Origin of the sequence: Halobacillus sp. ACCC02827, from assembly GCF_030291935.1 — a bacterium.
Classification (GTDB): domain Bacteria; phylum Bacillota; class Bacilli; order Bacillales; family Halobacillaceae; genus Halobacillus.
In genome coordinates this window covers 2,649,665-2,672,967 of the sequence record NZ_CP128168.1, presented here as the reverse complement: position 1 = coordinate 2,672,967, position 23,303 = coordinate 2,649,665, and the positions used below count along the sequence as shown (strand labels likewise).

General features: G+C 47.0%; 24 protein-coding genes. All 24 read left to right on the top strand.

Features of this window, described 5'->3' with window-relative positions:
- Window positions 1-5: 5 nt before the first annotated feature.
- The 24 genes from uvrA (at window position 6) to QRD89_RS14115 (ending at window position 23,144) form a co-directional block, all read left to right on the top strand.
- Window positions 6-2,882, top strand: coding sequence for an excinuclease ABC subunit UvrA (gene uvrA, locus QRD89_RS14230; RefSeq protein ID WP_008635667.1), 2,877 nt, complete (start codon window positions 6-8; stop codon window positions 2,880-2,882).
- A 66-nt stretch (window positions 2,883-2,948) separates the two neighbouring features.
- Window positions 2,949-3,320 carry a YojF family protein gene (locus tag QRD89_RS14225; protein ID WP_008635669.1) on the top strand — a complete coding sequence of 124 codons (372 nt, stop codon included), beginning with the start codon at window positions 2,949-2,951 and terminating at the stop codon, window positions 3,318-3,320.
- The gene (bshB2, locus tag QRD89_RS14220; protein WP_008635670.1) at window positions 3,313-3,957 is read left to right on the top strand and encodes a bacillithiol biosynthesis deacetylase BshB2; all 645 of its coding nucleotides are present in this window, start codon (window positions 3,313-3,315) and stop codon (window positions 3,955-3,957) included. The genes QRD89_RS14225 and bshB2 overlap by 8 nt, the downstream gene beginning before the upstream one ends.
- A 96-nt stretch (window positions 3,958-4,053) precedes the next feature.
- Window positions 4,054-5,085 (top strand): DUF4097 family beta strand repeat-containing protein, encoded by a 1,032-nt coding sequence (locus QRD89_RS14215; RefSeq protein WP_286095522.1) that lies wholly within the window; start codon window positions 4,054-4,056, stop codon window positions 5,083-5,085.
- 31 nt (window positions 5,086-5,116) lie between these two features.
- Window positions 5,117-5,470, top strand: coding sequence for a phage holin family protein (locus QRD89_RS14210; RefSeq protein WP_008635672.1), 354 nt, complete (start codon window positions 5,117-5,119; stop codon window positions 5,468-5,470).
- Window positions 5,471-5,607: 137 nt separating this feature from the next.
- On the top strand, window positions 5,608-6,540 hold the full coding sequence (hprK, locus tag QRD89_RS14205; protein WP_026578226.1) for an HPr(Ser) kinase/phosphatase: 933 nt from the start codon (window positions 5,608-5,610) through the stop codon (window positions 6,538-6,540).
- A gap of 15 nt (window positions 6,541-6,555) precedes the next feature.
- A complete protein-coding gene (gene lgt, locus QRD89_RS14200; RefSeq protein WP_286095521.1) occupies window positions 6,556-7,392 on the top strand; it encodes a prolipoprotein diacylglyceryl transferase in 837 nt (278 codons plus the stop codon).
- A gap of 13 nt (window positions 7,393-7,405) precedes the next feature.
- Window positions 7,406-8,362: a nucleoside recognition domain-containing protein gene (locus tag QRD89_RS14195; RefSeq protein WP_026578227.1), complete on the top strand. Its 957-nt coding sequence runs from the start codon at window positions 7,406-7,408 to the stop codon at window positions 8,360-8,362.
- On the top strand, window positions 8,337-8,975 hold the full coding sequence (gene ppaX / locus QRD89_RS14190) for a pyrophosphatase PpaX (RefSeq protein ID WP_008634045.1): 639 nt from the start codon (window positions 8,337-8,339) through the stop codon (window positions 8,973-8,975). Before QRD89_RS14195 ends, ppaX begins: the two co-directional genes overlap by 26 nt.
- Window positions 8,976-8,979: 4 nt before the next feature.
- The gene (locus tag QRD89_RS14185) at window positions 8,980-9,510 is read left to right on the top strand and encodes an acyltransferase (protein ID WP_008634047.1); all 531 of its coding nucleotides are present in this window, start codon (window positions 8,980-8,982) and stop codon (window positions 9,508-9,510) included.
- Complete coding sequence (locus tag QRD89_RS14180) at window positions 9,507-10,052, top strand: glycerol-3-phosphate responsive antiterminator (RefSeq protein WP_008634049.1); 546 nt, start codon at window positions 9,507-9,509, stop codon at window positions 10,050-10,052. The genes QRD89_RS14185 and QRD89_RS14180 overlap by 4 nt, the downstream gene beginning before the upstream one ends.
- 123 nt (window positions 10,053-10,175) lie before the next feature.
- Entirely contained in the window at window positions 10,176-10,979 is an 804-nt protein-coding gene (locus QRD89_RS14175; RefSeq protein WP_286096885.1) for an MIP/aquaporin family protein, read from the top strand.
- A 13-nt stretch (window positions 10,980-10,992) separates the two neighbouring features.
- Complete coding sequence (gene glpK, locus QRD89_RS14170; protein ID WP_008634055.1) at window positions 10,993-12,492, top strand: glycerol kinase GlpK; 1,500 nt, start codon at window positions 10,993-10,995, stop codon at window positions 12,490-12,492.
- A 245-nt stretch (window positions 12,493-12,737) separates the two neighbouring features.
- Window positions 12,738-14,405, top strand: coding sequence for a glycerol-3-phosphate dehydrogenase/oxidase (locus QRD89_RS14165; RefSeq protein ID WP_008634058.1), 1,668 nt, complete (start codon window positions 12,738-12,740; stop codon window positions 14,403-14,405).
- Window positions 14,406-14,525: 120 nt separating this feature from the next.
- Window positions 14,526-15,347 carry a hypothetical protein gene (locus tag QRD89_RS14160; RefSeq protein ID WP_008634061.1) on the top strand — a complete coding sequence of 274 codons (822 nt, stop codon included), beginning with the start codon at window positions 14,526-14,528 and terminating at the stop codon, window positions 15,345-15,347.
- Between the two features lie 271 nt (window positions 15,348-15,618).
- On the top strand, window positions 15,619-16,800 hold the full coding sequence (locus tag QRD89_RS14155; protein WP_008634063.1) for an ATP phosphoribosyltransferase regulatory subunit: 1,182 nt from the start codon (window positions 15,619-15,621) through the stop codon (window positions 16,798-16,800).
- Window positions 16,793-17,431: an ATP phosphoribosyltransferase gene (hisG, locus tag QRD89_RS14150; protein WP_008634065.1), complete on the top strand. Its 639-nt coding sequence runs from the start codon at window positions 16,793-16,795 to the stop codon at window positions 17,429-17,431. Before QRD89_RS14155 ends, hisG begins: the two co-directional genes overlap by 8 nt.
- Window positions 17,428-18,702: a histidinol dehydrogenase gene (hisD, locus tag QRD89_RS14145; RefSeq protein ID WP_286095520.1), complete on the top strand. Its 1,275-nt coding sequence runs from the start codon at window positions 17,428-17,430 to the stop codon at window positions 18,700-18,702. The genes hisG and hisD overlap by 4 nt, the downstream gene beginning before the upstream one ends.
- Window positions 18,693-19,286 carry an imidazoleglycerol-phosphate dehydratase HisB gene (hisB, locus tag QRD89_RS14140; protein ID WP_039870769.1) on the top strand — a complete coding sequence of 198 codons (594 nt, stop codon included), beginning with the start codon at window positions 18,693-18,695 and terminating at the stop codon, window positions 19,284-19,286. The genes hisD and hisB overlap by 10 nt, the downstream gene beginning before the upstream one ends.
- Before the next feature lies 1 nt (window position 19,287).
- Complete coding sequence (hisH, locus tag QRD89_RS14135; protein WP_008634071.1) at window positions 19,288-19,926, top strand: imidazole glycerol phosphate synthase subunit HisH; 639 nt, start codon at window positions 19,288-19,290, stop codon at window positions 19,924-19,926.
- Window positions 19,927-19,928: 2 nt separating this feature from the next.
- Window positions 19,929-20,660: a 1-(5-phosphoribosyl)-5-[(5-phosphoribosylamino)methylideneamino]imidazole-4-carboxamide isomerase gene (hisA, locus tag QRD89_RS14130; protein WP_062514224.1), complete on the top strand. Its 732-nt coding sequence runs from the start codon at window positions 19,929-19,931 to the stop codon at window positions 20,658-20,660.
- Window positions 20,660-21,418 carry an imidazole glycerol phosphate synthase subunit HisF gene (gene hisF / locus QRD89_RS14125; protein ID WP_008634077.1) on the top strand — a complete coding sequence of 253 codons (759 nt, stop codon included), beginning with the start codon at window positions 20,660-20,662 and terminating at the stop codon, window positions 21,416-21,418. The genes hisA and hisF overlap by 1 nt, the downstream gene beginning before the upstream one ends.
- On the top strand, window positions 21,415-22,038 hold the full coding sequence (hisIE, locus tag QRD89_RS14120) for a bifunctional phosphoribosyl-AMP cyclohydrolase/phosphoribosyl-ATP diphosphatase HisIE (RefSeq protein WP_008634079.1): 624 nt from the start codon (window positions 21,415-21,417) through the stop codon (window positions 22,036-22,038). Before hisF ends, hisIE begins: the two co-directional genes overlap by 4 nt.
- Window positions 22,039-22,127: 89 nt before the next feature.
- On the top strand, window positions 22,128-23,144 hold the full coding sequence (locus tag QRD89_RS14115; RefSeq protein ID WP_008634081.1) for a tetratricopeptide repeat protein: 1,017 nt from the start codon (window positions 22,128-22,130) through the stop codon (window positions 23,142-23,144).
- The last annotated feature ends 159 nt before the right edge of the window (window positions 23,145-23,303 follow it).

Here is a 23,303-nt window from a genome sequence, read left to right as displayed (position 1 = left end):
TGAGTATGGCTAGTAAACATATAAGTATCAAGGGAGCCAGAGCCCACAATTTGAAGAATGTCGATATCGACATTCCAAAGAATAAGCTGGTGGTCATGACTGGTTTATCCGGTTCAGGGAAGTCTTCGTTGGCATTCGATACCATTTATGCCGAGGGACAGCGCCGATATGTGGAGTCCTTGAGTGCTTATGCCCGTCAGTTCCTTGGGCAGATGGATAAACCGGACGTCGATGCAATTGAAGGGTTATCCCCGGCAATTTCCATCGACCAGAAAACGACAAGTCGGAACCCTCGTTCTACTGTAGGGACCGTGACCGAAATTTACGATTATTTACGTCTGCTCTTCGCCAGGATTGGACGTCCGACCTGTCCGAAACACGGAATAGAAATCAGTTCTCAAACCGTCCAGCAGATGGTGGATCGTGTGATGGAGTATCCGGAAAGAACGAAGCTTCAGATTCTCGCACCTGTCGTCTCCGGGCGAAAAGGGGAACACGTGAAGGTGTTTGAACAGCTCCAAAAAGAAGGATATATCCGTCTTCGTGTCGACGGAGAAATGCGCGAAATTTCCGAGGAAATAAAACTGGATAAGAACAAGAAACATTCAATAGAAGTCGTCATTGACCGAATTGTTGTTAAAGATGGTGTGGAAGGCCGCCTTTCTGATTCCATCGAAACGGCTCTTAATCTAGGAAATGGACATACGATTGTGGATGTAATCGGCGAGGAGGAGCTGATGTTCAGTGAACACCATGCATGCCCGATATGCGGATTTTCCATCAGCGAGCTGGAGCCGCGTATGTTTTCCTTTAACAGCCCGTTTGGAGCATGCAGCCGCTGCGACGGTTTAGGTACTCAGCTTGAAGTAGATATCGATCTTGTGATTCCAGACAGGAGCCGGTCCTTGAACGAACACGCAATCGCCGCCTGGGAACCTCAAAGCTCACAATACTATCCGCAGCTGCTTAAGAGTGTTTCAGATCACTACGGTATTGATATGGATCAGCCTTTCGAAGAATTACCGGAGGAGCATAAAGAACGGATCCTTTACGGTAGTGGAGAGGAGAAGGTTTATTTCCGCTATGAGAACGATTTTGGAAAAGTAAGGGAAAATGAAATCTTCTTTGAAGGCGTTATTCCAAACATTTCCCGGCGCTATAGAGAAACCAGTTCCGACTATATTCGTGAGCAGATGGAAAAGTACATGGCACAGAAACCGTGTCCGAAGTGTAAAGGAAACAGATTGAATGAAGAAGCTCTCGCCGTTCTCATCAACGGCAAACACATCGGGGTGACAACAGACTTCTCTGTTACGGAAGCGAAGAATTTCTTCGATTCATTAGAACTGACAGAGAAGGAGGAAACGATCGCGCGCATGATCCTGAAGGAGATTGTAGAGCGATTGAGCTTTCTTGCGAATGTCGGCCTTGATTATTTAACACTTTCCCGGTCTGCCGGTACCCTTTCCGGCGGTGAAGCGCAGCGGATCAGGCTTGCGACCCAGATCGGTTCTGCACTTACGGGAGTATTATATGTACTGGACGAGCCTTCCATCGGCCTCCACCAGCGTGATAACGACAGACTGATTGAAACGCTCAAGCGGATGCGCGATTTGGATAATACGCTGATCGTGGTAGAACATGATGAAGATACGATGTTGGCTGCCGACTATTTAATCGACATTGGACCTGGTGCAGGAGCACATGGCGGAAATATTGTTTCCCAGGGAACGCCGAAGCAGGTAATGAAGAGTCGGAAGTCTTTAACCGGGCAGTACTTGTCGGGTAAAAAATTCATTCCGCTTCCAGCAGAGCGCCGGAAACCGGATGGCCGCTTTTTGAAAATCAAAGGAGCGGAAGAGAACAACCTTAAGAAAGTGAACGCCGATGTGCCGCTTGGACTTCTGACCGCTGTCACCGGGGTATCAGGTTCAGGGAAGAGTACATTGATCAATGAAATCCTCTACAAAACACTTTCGATGCGGCTTCATAACGGAAAACAAAAACCAGGGAAGCATAAAACTGTAGAAGGTATCGATCAGCTCGACAAAGTGATTGATATCGATCAGTCGCCTATCGGCCGGACACCACGCTCCAACCCGGCTACGTACACAGGTGTATTCGATGATATCCGGGATGTTTTTGCACAGACGAACGAAGCTAAAATCCGCGGATACAAAAAAGGACGATTCAGCTTCAACGTCAAAGGTGGAAGATGTGAAGCGTGTCGCGGGGATGGAATTATTAAAATCGAAATGCACTTTCTGCCGGATGTTTACGTTCCGTGCGAGGTATGTGACGGGAAACGCTATAACCGGGAAACGCTCGAAGTGAAATATAAAGGGAAGAGCATTGCAGATGTACTGGGGATGACGATTGAAGAAGCGCTGGATTTCTTTGCCAACATCCCGAAAATCAAACGGAAGCTGCAGACGGTGGCGGATGTCGGGCTTGATTACATTAAGCTTGGGCAGCCTGCGACGACCCTTTCCGGTGGGGAAGCCCAGCGTGTGAAACTTGCCAGCGAGCTTCATCGCCGTTCAAACGGAAAGTCCTTCTATATTCTGGACGAACCGACGACAGGATTACACGTGGACGACATATCCCGACTTCTTCAAGTGCTGCAGCGACTTGTGGAAAACGGAGATTCCGTTCTGATTATTGAACATAATCTGGATGTCATTAAAGCGGCAGATCACATCATTGATCTTGGACCGGAAGGCGGACAGAATGGCGGACAGATCATCGCTACCGGTACACCGGAAGAAGTGGCAGAACACAGGGAGTCCTATACGGGACGGTATTTAAAACCGGTTCTGGAAAGAGACCGCAAGCGAATGGAACAGCGTATGAGTGAGCGGGAAGAAGTCGCCTCCAAGTAGATGTTTTGACGCCTGCCGGAGAATTCAGTATCGTTAAACAAGAATCGTTTGACGGGAGGAATACTAGTGAAAGCAATACAGCAAGAAGCAGTTCAGAACAAAATAGATCAATTTGCCAACAAAGATGTCTACGTTCACTTGGAAACGACGAATGGGGCTTATGCCAGCCACTTTGATCAAAACGCCTATAATGTAGGGGCATTTATTCGCAATGCAAAAGTGAAATATAAACATGGAAAAATTGTCAGCACAGGCGGAGGTTTCCGCGTCGGATTGAAGCTGGATCTTGGATGGGTGTACGCAGAAGGAGTGTCGGATTTCGAAATTGATGAACATGACCGTCTCCTTTTGGCTGGACACGACCGGGAAGGTCGCCTTATGGTAGCTCTGGAAATCAGTGAGACTCCTTTTTCTCATGAGGTCGATCCGGATGAGTAAAGAGAAAGTGCTCGTCATCTTCCCTCATCCGGATGATGAATCCTTTGGGGCTTCGGGAACCATATCGAAGTTCAGGGAAGAAGGCGCAGAAGTCACTTATCTATGTGGTACATTAGGAGAGATGGGGCGTAATATGGGTAAGCCCGTATTTGCAAACAGAGAGACGCTCTCCTCGTTCCGTAAGGAGGAACTCCAAAAAGCGGTTGAGGAGCTGGATATCGGCCTGGAATTTCTCGGTTACCGTGACAAGACGCTGGAGTTTGAACCATTGGATCAAATGGCTCTCTATCTGAAAGAGAGAATCGAGGCGTACGGAGCTTCCATCATTATCACACACTATCCTGGCTATGCTGTACACCCGGATCACGACGCTCTCGGTGCCGGCGTGGTGGAGGCTGTGCGTTTAATGGATGATTCGAAGCGGCCGGAGCTGTGGCTGCATGCCATTTCCAACGATCATCAGGAAGATTTGGGAGAACCGGAAATCGTATTGGATATCCGCCCTCATTGGGATAAGAAAATGGCAGCCATACGCGCTCACCTGTCTCAGGTGGATGGTATGATGAGTTTAATGGAACAGAACCCGGAACAATTAGAACGTATGAAAACAGAGCGTTTCTACCGCTGTAGTATTTAGGCAGATTACACCTTGAGAAGACACGATGTCTTTTCAAGGTGTTTTTTGAATCACTGGCTGTTGGCAAATCGTACGAAGAAGTAAGGAGTGAGGAAAATGACAGAAGAGCGAATGAAGATCCTCAAAATGATTGAAGAGGGGAAAATAACGGCTGATGAAGGAGCGAAGCTGCTTGAAGCTGTAGAAAGAAAGCCGGAGGAAGACAAAGAGAAACCCGCCTCCAAAAGGTATGGGTTACGAAACTTTTTCGATGATGCGGTTGAGAAAGTGAAAAAATCAGATTTTGACATGGTTTTCGGGGAATATCAATCTTTTTCCGAGGAGGCAGTGCTGGAGGCAGGGGAAATGAATGATATCGATGTATGGATTGCAAATGGTTCCCTTGTACTTCGATCGTGGGATCAGGATTATGTCAAAGCCGTATTTGATGGGAGGGTGTATGGGGCGGAGAGTGAACAGCAGGCGAAGGACAGGTTCCAAGAGGACGTGAACCTGACTTTGAAAGCAGGTTTGCTCCGACTTTCCAGCCCGGTCAAAAAAACAAAGGTGAAGGTGGAGCTTTATGTTCCTCCTGTCCACCTTTCCTTTATTAAAGCGAAGCTGTCCAACGGTGATCTGGAAATAGAGGAGCTGAAAGCAGATCAGCTGCAATTGAAAACATCAAATGGTCCTGTGAAATTAAAGGAGTTGATTGGTCGCAGCTGCAAGGTTGAAACAGGTAATGGAAGTATTACGGCAGCATCCGTTAATTTTGATGAGTGGGAAGCAGATACCATCAATGGGACCGTCTCCCTTGTTGGTGATCTTGGCAAGAGTGATATTTCAACCGTAAGCGGACAAATTAAAGTGGATCATTTGAGCAATAAAGCTCATACGGGTTTCTATAAGACAACTGCTGGAAGCATTCGTGTTTCCATACCCAATGAAAGAAAAATAGTAGGATTATTGAAAAGCAATATAGGGAACGTATATTGCGAGTTGGAAAACTACAAGATTCTAAAAGACAAGAAAGATGTAATGAACAAACGTCTGGAATTCGAAGCTTACGAACAATATGACCAGACATATCATATAGAGGCTGAGACAAAGACCGGGCCTGTGACCGTCACCCCGCCGTCCATCCTCTGATCTTGTCTAAAAAAATAGGTAGGTGGATAGTTTGAAGAATTGGTTCCTGCATATCTTGGTGAATGCCATAGCGATCATAGCTGTCGGTGCCCTGTTTGATTCTGTACAAATTGAAGGGGTGGGCGGGGCATTACTCGCTGCGCTGATCTTATCGATCCTGAACGCAATTGTACGTCCAATATTGGTTATCTTGACGCTGCCGATTACGCTCGTATCTCTTGGACTCTTCCTGTTCGTCATTAACGCCATTACACTTTGGCTTACAGATGCGCTGCTTGGCAGTACCTTTGATATTGATGGATTCGGAATGGCAATCATTTCTGCCATCATCATTTCCATTATCAACCTGGTATTGAACAGTCTGATCAAAGATATGAAAAAATAATGTTCTATGGAAGCACGGGCGAAACAGCCTGTGCTTTTTTTATGGATTACTCTGTAGTCAGGACTAAATATTCAAGAATTAAAAAAACATGCTACAATAGGGGACAGTGGTTCACGAATAAGGAGGTTGTTAGAGAGATGAGCAAGGTCCGAACAGAAGATTTATTAGAGCAGTTTAAATTAGAATTGATAGCCGGAGAAGACGGCATTCATCGTGAAATACATATGAGTGATATTTCCAGGCCTGGAGTGGAAATGACCGGGTATTTCAAGTTCTATCCAAAAGATCGTCTCCAACTATTGGGCAAGACGGAACTATCCTACTTCAATGAGTTGACACATGAACAGAGAAAAGAGCGTGCCGAAAAACTGTGTACGGATTTGACGCCGGGTATTGTCATTACCAGAGGAATGGATGTACCTGAAGAACTGCGTGAGGCAGCGATTGATGCCGGCGTTCCATTAATGAGGTCGCCGTACAAGACGACACGTGTGATCAGCCGTTTGACAAATTTTCTTGAATCTAAATTCGCACCATTCACCGCAATTCATGGTGTACTCGTAGATATATATGGTATCGGCGTTCTGATTACCGGTCAAAGCGGCGTCGGTAAAAGTGAAACAGCACTCGAACTTGTCAAGAGAGGGCACAGGCTCGTTGCGGACGATAGTGTAGAGATTCGTCAAGAAGACTACGATACATTGATTGGCAACAGTCCTCCTTTGATTGAACATCTATTGGAAATCCGTGGTCTCGGCATTATCAATGTGATGACATTGTTCGGTGCCGGTGCTGTCCGCAGTTTCAAGCGAATCACTCTTGTCATTGATCTGGAGCTTTGGGATAAGAATAAACAATACGACCGTCTCGGTCTCGAAGAAGAAACGATGAAGATCATGGATGTCGAAGTTCCGAAGGCGACCATTCCTGTACGACCGGGAAGAAACCTGGCTGTTATCATCGAAGTGGCAGCAATGAATTTCCGTTTGAAACGGATGGGCGTCAATGCAGCAGAAGAGTTCTCAGAACGTTTGACTAAAGTGATTGACCAAGATAAAGAGACGGAGTAAAGGAGGAAATACATCATGCAAGTTTGTACACCAGAACCGTTGAATCCGGTGTTCCTCCAGCTCGGTCCTCTCACCATCTACTGGTATGGGTTGATTATCGCCACCGGAGCCTTTCTTGGGCTGCTCATAGCAACAAGGGAGACGGAACGACTTGGTTTAAAGAAAGATTACATGGTGGATATCGTGGTTTATGCGATTCCGGCAGCTATTATCTGTGCCCGTGCCTACTACGTTCTGTTTGAATGGGATCGGTATGCGGGAGGGCCGTGGTGGAAAGTTTTCGCCGTATGGGAAGGCGGAATTGCTATACACGGCGGTTTGATCGGAGCTGTATTAACTGCCTATCTTTATACCCGTGCGAAGAAGCTGTCCTTTTGGCAGATGGCCGACATTGCCGCACCGAGCATCATTCTCGGACAGGCAATCGGACGCTGGGGTAATTTCATGAATCAGGAAGCGCACGGAGGCCCGGTCTCTGAATCGTTCTATAATAATTACATGCAGTATCTGCCCGACTTTATTAATCAACAGATGTGTATCGAAGGGACCGTCTATCATCCTACGTTCCTCTATGAATCGCTTTGGAGCATCATCGGATTCATCTTATTGCTGATTCTTCGTCACAAATTCGATCCTCGTCGAGGGGAAGTTTTCCTGAGCTATGTCATCTGGTATTCCATCGGACGCTATTTTATCGAAGGAATGCGGACGGACAGCCTGTATCTATTTGCTGAAATCCGCACAGCTCAGTTCATTTCGATCGTACTGATTGTGTTATCTGTCATTCTGATCATTTATCGCAGGAAGTCAGGAATGGCGGATAAATATTATAGTGGAAAAAAAGTAAAATAAAGGAGCATATGCCATGATGGGTGTTGCGAAAAGAGGGGCTCGAAAAGGGATCGATTTGACATGGACGTTGGGGAAGGTCATCTTTCCTGTAACGTTGATTGTAACGATTCTTCAATACACCCCTGTTTTACCTTGGGTCATTGATCGGTTGGAACCGATGATGCGGTGGATTGGTCTATCTGGTGAAGCGGCGGTTCCACTTGTTTTAGGTAATGCATTGAACTTGTATGCGGGAATAGCCGCAATCTTGTCATTTGAATTCACGGTCAAAGAAGTATTCATCATGGCAATCATGCTGTCCTTCTCGCACAACCTATTAATTGAATCGACGGTTGCCAAGAAAGTTGGAGTCAGCTGGTGGATCGTTATCTGCGTCCGCGTGGGTTTGGCACTTCTTGCTGCGGTGACGGTCAACCTCGTCTGGAACGGCGGCAGTGAAATCGCCCAATACGGCCTCGCTCCTGAGCAGGCAGCTGATCCGGAAGGCTGGTCAGCAATTATCTTTCACGGAGTTCAGACGGCCTTCATGGGGATCGTCCAACTGGCATTGATTGTTATTCCGCTCATGATTGTCATGCAGTACTTAAGGGAACGAGGGTGGCTCGATCGCTTCTCAGGCTGGATTGCGCCTGCGACCCGCTTCCTCGGTATGGAGAGAAACACGTCGATGACGCTTGTTGCCGGGTTAACGATCGGTCTCGCGTATGGGGCCGGGTTGATGATTCAGGCGGTCAAAGAAGACGGCGTTTCAAAGAAAGATATGACACTCGCAGTGATCTTTCTTGTCTCCTGTCACGCAGTGGTCGAAGATACGCTTGTCTTTATCCCGCTCGGAATACCGGTATGGCCTCTGCTTGTTATCCGGTTGCTCACGGCTGTTATTTTGACTGCGGTCATCGGTTTTGTTTGGAACAGACTACACCAAGATAGGAAGGATTCTACTAATGAGCATACGTACCATTCTCTTTGACTTGGACGGAACGCTGATCGACACGAACGAACTGATCATCGCTTCCTTTACACACACCATTGAGCAATTTGCAGATCGTCCTTACAGCAGGGAGGAAATCCTTGATTTTATCGGTCCGCCTCTTATAGAAAGTCTGAGGAAAGTTAACCCTGATAAAGTACAGGAAATGATTGAAGTTTATCGGGAACACAATGTGGAAAATCATGACAAGTATGTGAAAGCATATGAAGGAGTGGTGGAGACGATTCAGACATTGAAGGAAGAGGGATACCACCTCGGAATCGTCACTACGAAAATGCGTCACACCGTCCAGATGGGGCTGGAAATGACCGGTCTTGCCGGTATGTTCGAAACGATCATCACCCTGGATGATGTCACGAATGCGAAGCCGCATCCGGAACCAATTGTCAAAGCACTCGATCATTTAGGTTCCAAAGCATCGGAAGCATTGATGGTCGGAGACAACACGCATGATATTGAAGCAGGACAGAACGCCGGCACAAAGACCGCAGGCGTGGCGTGGACAATAAAGGGAAGACGCGTTTTGGATGAGTTAAATCCGGATTACATGCTGTCCAACATGCGCGACCTGCTTTCCATTACAAGGGGTTGAAGGAATGAGGAAGACGGATCGTTATCCGGTGGAAGGCGGCAACTCACTTTGGCACATCTACAAGACCGTTCCGTTCACTAAAGTGGTAAAAAATTTTGTCATTATTCAGGTGGCAAGATACACGCCGTTTCTCGGGTTGAAAAATTGGCTTTATCGAACCTTTTTAAGGATGGAAGTCGGAGGGCAGACGGCATTTGCGCTCATGGTCATGGTGGATATTATGTTTCCGGAGAAGATCCGTGTCGGACGGAATTCGGTTATCGGCTACAATACGACGATTCTTGCTCATGAATATTTAATCGATGAATATCGTTTGGGGATAATTGACATTGGAGATGAAGTCTTGATCGGTGCAAACACGACGATTCTTCCTGGTGTCACAATTGGAGACAGAGCTGTTGTATCGGCAGGGACGCTTGTGCATAAAGACGTTCCTGCCGGAGCCTTTGTCGGTGGTAACCCGATGCAGATCATCTATACGAAAGACCAAATGGAAGAGAGGAACAACATGCAGGGAAAAGAGGAGACGTTATGAGCTTCAGCCAGCCGGTACTGCCCGCTGTTAAGAAAATAAAGGAATTTGAAACGCTTTTGGAAAGTAACACGGATTACATTATTCTTCTGGAGAGCCGGCTCGGACTATTGCGGAAGCTCGTGAAGGTGGGGCAGAAAGCAGGTAAGAAAGTATTGGTCCATGTCGATTTGATTCAAGGTTTGAAGGCCGATGATTACGGCATGGAATACATTGGTCAGGAAGTAAAACCGGATGGTGTGATCAGTACAAGAGCCCATGTCATCCATCAGGCTAAGAAGTATGGCATTCTCTCCGTCCAACGTTTATTTCTGATAGACAGTCAGGCGATAGAACACAACGTGAAGATCATCCAGAAGACATCCCCGGACTATGTGGAAGTTTTACCGGGTATTTTGCCGGGTATGATAAAAGAGATTAAGGATCGTATAGGAGTTCCGGTGATTGCGGGTGGTTTGATACGCACAGATGAAGAGGTTGAGAAAGCGCTTGCGTCCGGAGCTTCAGCTGTTTCCACCTCACGTTCAGAATTATGGAAGTTTTAGCATCACGAATACATACCACCTTTCGTGAGGGGACAGACGGATCCACACAATCATTAGCGTGACTAATATTGTGTGGTTTTTTTGTTCGATCTGTTCAATAGGAGAAAGGGGATGTCGTTGCATATGACGGAATTCGTTGGGGAACTGATCGGGACGATGATCTTGATTATTTTTGGTGCCGGTGTCATCGCAGGTGCTAACTTAAAAGCAACAAAGGCCGATGGGAATTGGGTGTTGATCACCATCGCGTGGGGGCTTGCGGTAGCTTTAGGTGTCTATGCTGTAGGAAGGATCACCGATGCTCATATTAATCCAGCGGTGACGCTCGGATTCGCTATTGTCGGAGATTTCCCATGGTCAAAGGTGCCACAGTATATCACCGCTCAAATGATTGGTGCCTTCATTGGTGCTGCAATTGTATATTTTCATTACCTGCCCCATTTCAAAGATACAGAGGACCAGCTTGCTATAAAGTCTATTTTCTGTACGGATCCCGCGATTCGGAGCCCAATCTCCAACCTTGTCAGTGAAATGATTGGAACATTCGTATTGGTGATGGGATTGTTATTCATTGGTGCCAATGATTTCACGGATGGTCTGAATCCGCTCATTGTCGGATTATTGATTGTAGCGATCGGGATGTCGCTCGGTTCTACAACGGGATATGCCATTAACCCCGCCCGTGATCTTGGACCGCGGATCGCTCATGCGGTTCTTCCAATTCCGGGTAAAGGCGGGTCGGACTGGGGGTATGCCTGGATACCAGTGCTTGGTCCTGCAATCGGAGGTATGTATGGAGGATTGTTTTATAAAGCCATTTTTGAGGGCGAACCAACGATCGTTTTCTGGGTCGGGACGATCCTTGTCGGTGCAGTGCTGCTCTCATCCATGAGGGTGGAATTAAGAAAAGCGGCTCAAGTCAATTAAAGGAGTGATGAAGATGGAAAAATATATTTTATCGATCGATCAGGGGACGACCAGTTCACGAGCAATTTTATTCAATAAAGAAGGCGAAATCGTGGAGACCGGTCAAAAGGAGTTTGAACAATATTTTCCTAAGCCGGGCTGGGTGGAGCATGATGCCAATGAAATCTGGACATCTGTGCTTGCGTGTATTGCAGATGTACTTAGAAAATCGGATGTCGAAGCGGATCAAGTAGCCGGCATCGGTATAACAAATCAGAGGGAAACAACCGTTGTGTGGGACAAGAATACAGGGAAGCCGGTCCACAAGGCAATTGTATGGCAGAGCAGACAAACGCAGCCGATCTGCAATGAGTTAAAAGAGCAGGGACATGAACCGACGTTCCGTGAAAAGACGGGGCTGCTTCTCGATCCCTATTTTGCCGGTACGAAGGTCAAATGGATTCTCGACAATGTAGAAGGAGCACGTGAAAAAGCGGATCAAGGAGAGTTGATGTTTGGAACGATTGACACGTGGCTTATCTATAAGTTGTCCGGGAAGGCGGCTCATGTAACGGATTATTCCAATGCTTCCCGGACATTGATGTATAATATTTTCGATTTGAAGTGGGATGATGAACTCCTTGAAATTCTTGGTGTTCCGTCCAGTATGCTTCCGGAAGTAAAAGAATCATCAGAAGTCTATGCAGAAACGGTGGATTATCACTTCTTCGGAAAGAATATTCCCATTGCCGGCATAGCAGGCGATCAGCAGGCAGCTTTGTTCGGGCAGGCTTGTTTTGAGAAAGGCATGGCTAAGAATACCTATGGTACTGGTGGATTCATGTTGATGAATACCGGAGAAGAGGCGGTTAAGTCTAATAACGGCCTGCTGACCACAATTGCCTGGGGGTTGGATGGAAAAGTGGAATATGCACTGGAAGGGAGCATTTTCGTCTCCGGTTCTGCTATTCAGTGGCTCAGGGACGGACTGGAGATGATCGAATCATCTCCTGCCAGTGAAGAAATTGCCGGCAGTGTCAACTCAACGGAAGGTGTGTATGTCGTACCTGCCTTTGTAGGATTGGGAACGCCGTATTGGGATAGTGAAGCACGAGGAGCTGTGTTCGGGCTGACGCGCGGAACAACGAAAGCCCATTTTGTACGTGCAACTCTCGATTCTCTTGCGTATCAGACGAAAGACGTCGTTGATGCAATGGTGGAGGATTCCGGAATTGAGTTGAAAAAGCTGCGTGTTGATGGAGGAGCGGTCAAAAACAACTTATTGATGCAGTTCCAAAGTGATCTTCTGAATGTTACGGTGGAGCGTCCGAGAATTAATGAAACGACGGCTCTTGGTGCTGCCTATTTGGCGGGACTTGCGGTAGGATTCTGGGAAGACCGTAAAGATATAGATTCCCAATGGGAAATGGAGCGGGAGTTCGACCCTGCCATGAAGGAAGAGAAGAGGAAAAAACTTTATCAAGGCTGGCAGAAGGCTGTGGAGGCGACAAGGGTGTTTAAACAGGAAGAGTAAAGCCTTTGACACACGTATGAGCGTAGGATATAATATACCCATAAGTTAATCAAATTGGTCGGAGATACGGAGAGACCACGAAACTTTATGTTTATACATAAAGGTGTTCGTGGTCTCTTTTTTTGTATTCTCCTACGGAAGAGACGGCCGCTCGATGAGCAATCGGACACATATTTGGGCCCGTTTTAGGGAATACCCCTATCAGACCGATTAAATTGAACATCAATGGAAGAAGGAGAGATCGTATGCAATCACTTTCTAGTTATGAAAGACAGGATCAATTAAATCGTTTGGCACAGGAAGAGTGGGATGTTCTAGTAATTGGTGGAGGTATCACCGGTTCCGGAATCGCTTTAGATGCGGCAAGCCGGGGAATGAAAACAGCTGTCGTAGAAATGCAGGACTATGCAGCAGGTACATCCAGCCGTTCGACAAAGCTCGTTCACGGAGGGTTGCGTTATTTGAAGCAATTTGAAGTGAAGATGGTCGCTGAAGTAGGGAAAGAAAGGGAGATCGTCTATGAGAACGGTCCACATGTAACGACTCCTGAATGGATGCTGCTGCCGTTCCATGAAGGCGGTAACTTCGGTCCGTTCTCCACGAACATCGGTCTGCGGGTATATGACTACCTGGCAGGTGTTAAGAAATCAGAACGCCGTACCATGATGAGTGCGGAAGAAGCGCTTAAACGTGAGCCTTTGATTAAGAGTGAGGGGCTGAAAGGTGCCGGCTATTATGTAGAATATAAAACAGACGATGCCCGTTTGACTCTGGAAGTCATGAAGAAAGCAGTTGAACACGGCGCCTTGTCTTCGAACTATACGAAAGTTGTTGATTTCATTTATGATGACGGCGGCAAGCTTGCCGGTGCTAAAGTCGAAGATACAGTAACGAATGAACAGTACCACGTGAAAGCGAAGAAAATTATTAATGCAGGTGGTCCGTGGGTAGACGAATTACGTGAAATTGATGGTTCCAAAAAAGGGAAGACCCTTCATTTGACGAAAGGTGTCCACCTTGTGTTTGACCAAGCCAAGTTCCCATTGAAACAAGCGATTTACTTTGATACTCCGGACGGCCGCATGGTCTTTGCCATTCCTCGTGATGGAAAGACCTATGTGGGTACAACAGATACGACGTATGACGAAGATATTGCGCATCCGACTATGACTGAAGATGACCGCGACTATATCTTGAATTCTATTCATATGATGTTCCCGTCTGTAGAAATTAACGCCAATGACGTGGAATCCAGCTGGGCCGGTCTTCGTCCACTTATTCATGAAGAAGGAAAAGATCCGTCTGAAATCTCCCGTAAGGATGAAATTTTCGTTTCGGATTCCGGGCTTATTTCCATGGCCGGAGGTAAACTTACCGGTTATCGTAAAATGGCACAGACAGCCGTTGATCTTGTTCGTGATCAATTGACGGAAGAGTACGGCATTCGTTACTCTGATTCAGAAACGAAACATATGCCTATTTCCGGTGGGGAAGTCGGCGGATCCAAAGGCTTTAAGAAATTCAAAGAAGAACGGATGAAAATTGGAGATTCCATCGGCCTGGACGCTAAAGTAGCGGATAAATTGATCCGCCTGTATGGTGCTAATGTCGATAAGGTTTTCCAAAACCTTAAGAATCGCAGGCAGGAAGCGGAACAAGCCGGCGTGGATCCTGTTGTATTCGCTCAGCTTACGTACGGATTGGAGAATGAACTGGTTATGAAGCCGGTCGATTTCTTTGTCCGCCGTACAGGTGCTCTGTTCTTTGATATCAACTGGGTACATGAGCACAAGGATTCCGTCATTGAATACTTGACGACTGCACTTGGGTATTCCGAACAGCAGAAACAAGAGTACACGAAAGAACTGAACCTTCTGCTTGAAGAAGCAGTTAAACCGGTGGAGTTTGTATAAAGACCTGCTAAAGAAGCCTCTCCAATTAGGAGAGGCTTTTTTGTTAACAACAGTCAGTTTTCAGCGAAGTGGAACCTTTCTCTAAGTCAAACCGTAGAAACAGTTAGAGGAGGGATACCTATGACGAGTGTAGAGGAACTTATTAAAAAGGATGCGAAACGCCAACTGCTGGCAGGGACGGTGCTGTCCATATTAGCGGTTCTTTTCCTTGTTGAACTATTTTGGTACCGGTCTGTCTCTATTGCATTCATGGGTTTATACTCATTCGCTTTCACGCTGGGCGGAATCGGTCTTTTGCGAACTGGTTTTGTTGATTGGAAGAAAGCAAAGAAAACGGATATGCATGTCAAGGCTGACGAAACGTCCTTGACCATTGAGAGGGTCCCAGGCAGGATGTATGTCGGTCAGAAAACATTAGATTCCGCCCATGCGGTGCTGGTGGATATGGATGGAGCCGTATATGCAGAAGCAGAGGAAAGGAAACTGGGGAAGTATCCGCTTTGGAGAAAGCTTTCTGTATTGCTTTCTGTGTCTGACATTCGTTCCTTTGAATGTGAAGTGACGGACAGAGAAGGAAACCTCTTGTACACGATGGAGAAAAAAGGAGGATTTGCTTGGCGAGGGTACGTTCAGAACCATGCGGGTGAGTACGTCGCTTATACCAAAGAAACAAAAGACCGGGAATCCGGGAAACGTACGATTGTCTATGTCGGGACGGATAATAAGCGCTGGACTGCAGAAGGGGATGCCTTTATCGGTCATTTTCTTGTTAAAGATCAAGCTGGTAAGGAATGGGCAATGATCAAGCGTGGTGCGATCCCTTCGGAAGCGGCGGACCGGTTTGAGAAGATGCCCGGCTGTTTGATTGAGTGGAAAGAGAGGGGGAAGATTCCAGCCTCTTTAATTGCTTTCTTATTTTTAATGAATACAAGGGAAAGATAAAAGAGCCTTTCTTAATGGAGGGGCTCTTTTTCTGTGCTCCGAGAAAAGGTTAACAGAAGGCAATAAATATAATCCATTTTTAGCAATAAACGAGAAAAGCGTCTATTTCAAGCATATTTTTATGATAAGATGTCGTATTTACAGAAATATTTCGACATTTTCTGCTATCATTGATGAATAAAAGCAAAAAAAGGAAAAGATGTTTGACGCACTATCTTTATTTTGTTAGCATATTAGCAGACTAAAGGATTTGGGGAAAGGATGAGTTCCGTTGGTTAAACGTCTAATGTTTGAAAAACCTTTAGGGATGCGAGACACGCTGCCCTTCTTTCATAATCAAAAAACGAATGCACGTAAAAAATTAGCCGATACAATCTTATCTTATGGCTATTCTTTTATGGATACGCCGATCATGGAATATCACGAAACAGTTGGAAAAGTGAGTGCTACGCTTGATACACAATTGTTCAAGCTTCTCGATCAGCAGGGACACACGTTGGTGCTGCGCCCGGATATGACCGCACCAATTGCAAGAGTGGCTGCATCCCAGCTTAAAAACTCAGAGTTCCCTCTCAGGCTTGCTTATGATGGACCGGTGTTCCGTGCGCAACAGACGGAAGGCGGGAAGCCTGCCCAGTTCGAGCAGGTAGGCACGGAGCTGATTGGTGATCATTCGTCATATGCCGATGCGGAAGTAATCGCACTACTCGTCGAATCTTTGAAACGGACGGGGCTGCAGGACTTTGTCGTTACAGTCGGGCATATCGGCTATGTGAAGGCATTTTTCCAGGACCTCCTCGGAGAAGAGCAGGAAACAATGGAAAAGCTCTTGAATTACTTATACCGTAAGAATTATGTGGGATATAGAGAAGCGGTCAAGGAACTTACGATCAGCGGGGATAAGCAGGATGCTTTGCTCCAGCTTTTAAACTTGAAGGGCGGAGAAGAAATATTCGATGCAAGCCGGTCCCTTGCCCGTAATCAATCATGTATGCAGGCGGTAAATGAATTGAAGCAGTTATTCCGACTGCTCAAACAATATGGCGTCGAACGCTACATTCATTTCGACCTGAATTTGATCAGCCATATGGACTACTACACAGGAATTCTATTCGAAGGGTATGCACCACACATAGGTGCGCTGCTCTGCAACGGCGGCCGATACGATACACTGCTTCCTTCTTTCCAGCTGAATGCATCCGCTACAGGCTTTGCCATTCACCTGGAACGTCTAGTGGAAGCATTGGACGAGAGGGAAGGAAGCGACGAACGGGTAGGAATCATTGTCGATGATGACAGCTTTCAGAAGGGTCTTTCTCTAGCTTCTGACTATCGGGAGACGGGGAGAAAAGTATTGCTTCAGCATATGGATCAAATCCCGGATATTCAAGCATTTCGTAAGGAGTTAGCAGAAACGGTGGATGTAACGAAAGGTGGTAGCGGGAATGAGTAAACCATTGACGATTGCCATGCCGAAAGGACGTATTTATGAAGAAGCAGCGGAACTAATGAAGCGGGCAGGTTATGAACTGGGCGCCGATCTTGATGAATCAAGAAAATTGATTTTGGAGTTTCCTGATGAGAATATCCGAGTGATGATGGCAAAACCGATGGATGTCGTGACTTATGTCGAGTACGGGGCAGCAGATATCGGCATCGCCGGCAAGGACGTCCTACTTGAACAGGACCGGGATGTATATGAAGTTCTCGATTTGAAAATCAGCCCTTGTTACCTTGCTGTTGCTGGTCTTCCTGATCAGCCGCTCAGCAGAATTGCTCCAAAGATTGCGACTAAGTATCCCAAAGTCGCTTCCGACTATTTCCGTGAACAGGGAGAACAGATAGAAATCATTCCGCTTAATGGTTCCATCGAACTGGCACCGCTGATCGGTCTCGCTGATCGAATTGTCGATATTGTATCGACAGGTCGTACGCTTAAGGAGAACGGTCTGATCGAATATGAAAAAATCACAGAAATTACGTCCCGTTTAATTGTGAACCCGGTCAGCTACCGACTGAAAAGTGAGGAAATCGAACAGATGGTTACCAATTTGAGTCTGGTCATGGAAGGAGAAAAGGCATGAAGATAGTAAAGAAGAGTGACCGGATCTCCTTGAAGCGAAGTGTTGATCAAGGAACAGAAGAGCAGCGGAAGACGGTGCAGTCTATCATCCAGGATGTTAAAGTCATGGGGGACCAGGCACTTATAGACTACACACAAAAGTTTGACGGTATTATGCTGAATTCCATCCAAGTGTCGGAAGCAGAATTCGAGGAGGCTTATGAATCGCTAGAGGGCGGGTATGTAGAAATCTTGGAAGAGGCAGCGGCAAATATTCGCCGATTCCATGAAAAGCAGCTCCCGAATTCATGGTTTGACACCACGCAGGACGGTTCGATTCTCGGCCAGAAGATTACAGCAATCGCAGCAGCAGGTGTGTATGTGCCGGGAGGGACAGCTGCCTATCCATCTTCTGTTTTTATGAATGTCATTCCTGCGCAGGTAGCCGGAGTGGAACGTATTGTCATGGTCACTCCTCCTGGAAGTGATGGCAAAGTGCCGGCGGGTGTCCTGGTCGCGGCGCGTATTCTGGGCGTGGATAATGTGTTCAAAGTGGGCGGTGCCCAGGCGATTGCGGCATTGGCATATGGAACAGAAAGTTTAGCTCCTGTTGATAAAATAACCGGTCCCGGCAATATATACGTGGCTCTTGCGAAACGGGAAGTTTTCGGGGATGTGGATATCGATATGATAGCTGGTCCCAGTGAGATCGCCATCCTCGCTGACGACACAGCGTTTCCGGGTGAAGTGGCGGCCGACCTCCTTTCCCAGGCGGAACATGATGCGCGATCTTCAAGCGTGCTTGTAACAACAAGTGCAGCGCTCGCAGAAGCTGTAAAGGAAGAAGTGCGGACGCAGGTTAAAGTGCTGCCAAGGTCAGATATTGCCAGAAAGAGTGTAGAAGACTACGGAATGATCATCATTTGTGATACATGGCAGGAGGCCGTGGATACGGTGAATGAAATAGCACCGGAACACCTGGAAGTTATAACAGAGGATCCGTTCCGCGACCTTGCTCTGATCAAAAACGCCGGAGCCGTCTTTTTAGGTCCTTACAGCTCGGAACCTGTCGGGGATTATTTTGCTGGACCCAACCACGTGCTTCCGACGAACGGTACAGCCCGGTTCTCCAGCCCTTTGACGGTCGACGATTTTCTAAAGAAATCCAGTGTTATATCCTACAGCGAGGCAGCCTTGAAAAGAAATGCAGATAAAATTGCCCGCTTTGCGCGTCTTGAAGGTCTCGAAGGTCACGCCAGAGCAGTAGAAATCAGGAAGGAGCGATGGAATTGACGAGAAGTGCAGCAATTGAACGTACGACAAGAGAAACAGATATCCGACTGGAATTCAATGTAGACGGGCAGGGGAAAGCGGATTTGGATGTGCAGGTGCCCTTTCTGTCACACATGCTGGAGCTGTTTACGAAGCATGGACTGTTCGATTTAAAGGTGGATGGTAAAGGGGACATCGAAGTGGATGATCACCACTTGACCGAAGACATAGGCATCTGCCTTGGACAGGCACTGAGGAAGGCTGTCGGGGATAAGTACGGGATGAAGCGCTACGGGTCTATGACGCTCCCTATGGATGAAACGCTTGTAACGGTGGCTGTTGATTTGAGTGATCGACCGCACTTGGAATGGAGAGCAGAACTTCCCAAAGATAAGGTAGGTACATTTGATACGGAGAACGTCCATGAGTTCTTCTGGAAGCTTGCAGTCGAAGCGCGGATGAACCTACATATTGTTCTGCACCACGGCATAAACACCCATCACATTATCGAAGCTATGTTCAAAGCGCTTGGGCGAGCCTTGGATGAAGCAACGACCATTGATCCGCGTGTGAAGGGTGTGCCGAGTACGAAAGGAAGTTTGTGAAATGATCGGAATAATTGATTATGGAATGGGCAATTTATTCAGTGTTTCCAAGGCGCTGGAGCGAATCGGTGTCGACTATTGTATCGGAGACCGTCCCGAACTGCTGGAAGGTTGCGACGGCTACATACTGCCGGGTGTGGGAGCCTTCCCAGATGCGATGAAAGCTCTCGATCTTCATGGGTTCATCCCATTCATCAAAGCGGAGGTATCGAGAGGTGTTCCGTTGTACGGGATCTGTCTTGGTATGCAGCTGCTATTCGAATCCAGTGAAGAGGGCGGATGGACGGAGGGTTTAGGCCTCTTTCCAGGAACCATCACCCGTTTTCCAGGTGTAGATGAAGAAGGTAAGTCTTATAAGGTTCCTCATATGGGATGGAACGAGCTTGATATTCACAAGCCGGGCGAGCCTCTCCTTGCCAATGTGAAAGCGGAACATGTCTACTTTGTCCATTCTTATGTGGCCAGGACTGAAGCCAGGGAAATTCTTTATGCGACTTCCGACTATCATGTCGAAGTTCCTGCGATCATCGGTAAAGAAAATCTCGTTGCAAGTCAATTCCATCCGGAAAAGAGTGGGCGGGCAGGGATGCAGCTGCTCGAGAATTTTTGCAAAGTAATGTGTAAACAGGGAGTGGTATAATCATGACTTTCACTATATACCCGGCCATCGATATGCGTGGCGGCAAGTGTGTTCGTTTAGAACAGGGGGACTTCGCAAAAGAGACGATTTATGGCGAGAACCCTTTTGAAGTAGCAAAAGAGTTCGCGGAAGCCGGTGCATCATGGATCCATATGGTGGACCTTGACGGTGCCAAAGCGGGTTCAAGAAAGAACGCGGAATATGTTATTCGTACAGCTGAAGAGCTCGATTGTCGTGTCCAGATCGGCGGGGGCATCCGTACGGAAGATGATGTACGCTACTACTTGGATAAAGGAGTTGACCGTGTCATTATCGGTTCACTTGCCGTCAGCGACACAGAAGCCACGAAGCAACTGTTGAGGAAATACGGCGGAAGGATTGCCATCGGTCTTGATGCAAGGAATGGCTTCGTTTCTACAGCCGGATGGCTGGAGCAATCCAAGGTTCGTGCGGTGGATTTAGGTAAAGAGCTGGCCGAAGCAGGAGCGGAAACGTTTATTTATACGGACATTGCTAAAGATGGAATGCTTTCCGGACCAAATACGGAAGAAATAGCCCGGCTTGCCGTAGAGACCGGTGTTAATGTCATTGCTTCCGGTGGAATTAAAGGACTGGATGATTTAACAGAACTGAAAGAATACAGCGATAAGCACGTAGTCGGTTCTATAATCGGTAAAGCGCTATACACGAATCAATTCACTTTGCGTGAAGCATTAGAAGTGGAGGAGGACTGATGTTATCGAAACGGATCATTCCATGTTTGGATGTGAAAGAGGGGCGGGTTGTCAAAGGTATCCAATTTGTCGACATCCGTGATGCCGGTGATCCTGTGGAACTGGCGAAGGTGTATGATGAACAAGGAGCGGACGAACTGGTCTTCCTTGACATTTCCGCAACCCATGAAGGGAAGAAAACGATGATTGACGTCGTAAGGGCTGTCGCTTCCGAGCTTGCGATACCGTTCACTGTAGGTGGCGGCATTCGCACCCTTGAAGATATGAAGGAGACGCTTCGGAACGGCGCGGACAAGGTGTCCCTTAATTCCGCAGCAGTATTACGGCCGGATTTAATACGAGAAGGTTCAGATTTTTTCGGCAGTCAATGCATCGTGCTTGCCATTGATGCAAGGTATGACGAAGAAGCGGGAGACTGGAGGGTTTACACGCACGGCGGGAGGACACCGACAGACTGGCTTGTGACCGAATGGGCGGAAGAAGGAGTTCGACTGGGTGCCGGTGAAATCCTCCTTACTTCCATGAATAAAGATGGCGAGAAAACCGGATTTGACCTTCCGCTTTTGAAAGCCGTTCAGCAAGTCGTCTCCGTTCCTGTTATTGCTTCCGGAGGAGCGGGGCACGCCGAACATTTTCATGAAGTATTCACGGAGGTCGATGCAGACGCTGCCCTGGCAGCTTCGATCTTCCATTATAAAGAAACATCCGTAGCAAATGTGAAAACCTATTTGAAGGAAAAAGGAGTGCCGGTGCGATGAATATGAGCGATGTGAAGTACGATGAAAAGGGCTTGGTCCCTGCGATTGTCCAGGATGCAAGGTCTAAGACTGTATTGACACTTGCTTACATGAGTGAAGAATCTTTGAAAGAAACCCTTCGTAAAGAAGAAACGGTGTTTTACAGTCGCTCCAGAGAAGAACTTTGGTACAAGGGTCAGACTTCCGGGAATACGCAGCGTGTAACAAGTATCCACTATGACTGTGATCAGGATGCCTTGCTCGTACAGGTTATCCCGGCTGGTCCTGCCTGTCATAAAGGGGACTACAGCTGTTTTTCAGAGGAACTGACAAACACAGGCGTAGAGCCTAAAGAAGAGCGGTATCAGATTCTTGATACACTGCAGACGATTCTTGCAGAACGGAAAGCATCACTCCCTGAGGATTCTTATACAGGGCAGCTGTTTGCAGAAGGCATCGACAGAATCGCTAAGAAAATAGGAGAAGAAGCCGGGGAAGTGATTATCGCAGCGAAGAACGACGATCCGAAAGAACTGGCTATGGAATCGGCCGATCTTCTGTTCCACTTGATGATGGTTCTGACGGATTGTGGTGTTCCTCTTGATGAAGTGCTGAAAGTGTTGGAGCAGAGACACTCCTGATTTTGTTACCTTTTTCTCCTATTTCTATATCGACATTTATGTTATACTGCATAACTAGTGAGATTGGAAACGGAAATAGGGGGACAGTCATGACGACATCACTAAAAGAAACAGCGGCACAAAAGGATACGAATATTATCCCATTTCTTCCATCAGGGTCGTTTTATTTCACCCATGGGATTCAGGCTTTCAAAAAGCGTCGTTTCAGTGCTGCTGTGAAGTGGCTGAAAAAAGCGATGGAAGCTTCTCCCGATGAACCGCTCTATCAGTGCCAACTTTCTGTCGTGTACACGGAAGTTGGTTCTTATCATGCTGCCAATCAGGTATTGACGGAAGTGTTGGCGCAGTTCGGCAAAGAATATGTCGATTGCTATTATTTGATGGCGAACAATTATGCACATCTTGGTCTTTTAAGTGACGCGAAGAAGTATGTAGAAACCTATTTGGAACAGGCAGAGGACGGAGAGTTCGAGGACGCTGCCTTACAGCTTCGGGACATGTTGGATAACTTAGAAGAAGAGGACGAAGAAGATGATTGGGCATTTGAAGATGAAGATGAACTTCTTATCTATCAGGAGACAGCTTTTTATCACCTAGAGCACGAAGAGTGGCCTCAGGCATTGAGTGTTCTGGAGGAAATGATGGAATCATTTCCGGAATTTTCGCTTGCGAAGCATAAATATGCCTATGCATTATTTATGAACGGCGATCAGGAGGCGGCTTTGGAATTTGAACGTTCGATATTGGAAGAAGATCATTCTAACATCCAAAGTTATGTGAATCTGGCCGTCTTTTTATTAAAACAGGGAAAGACGGAGGAAGCGATGAATTATGTCCGTCTGCTGCGTAATGTTTATCCGATGCATGAGCAACAGAAGGTGGCAATTGCCGAAATTCTTACAAGGGCGGGCCACTATCAGGAAGCCGTGGATCGGTTCCGTCTATTGAAGGATAGACAAGTGACTCGACGGAGAGGCTATTATAAATGGTACAGCATTGCTGTATATCATACAGGCAACCCTTCCAAGGCCCTTCAGCTTTGGGAAAAAGGCTGCAAACAGTTTCCTAAGATGGCGGATGAAGGCGGACCGTGGGAAGAGGTATAACAAATATCCTGCGGCTTCCCTTCCTGCATACACGGACATAAGCTGAGCGCTTCTGTGAAGTCCAGTCCTTCACTGCGGCGCTTGTCTTATGTCGATGCGGTTTTGCAGTCCGCTTATTTAAGCACATTGATGGACGGGTTGCACTTGATTTATTATGAT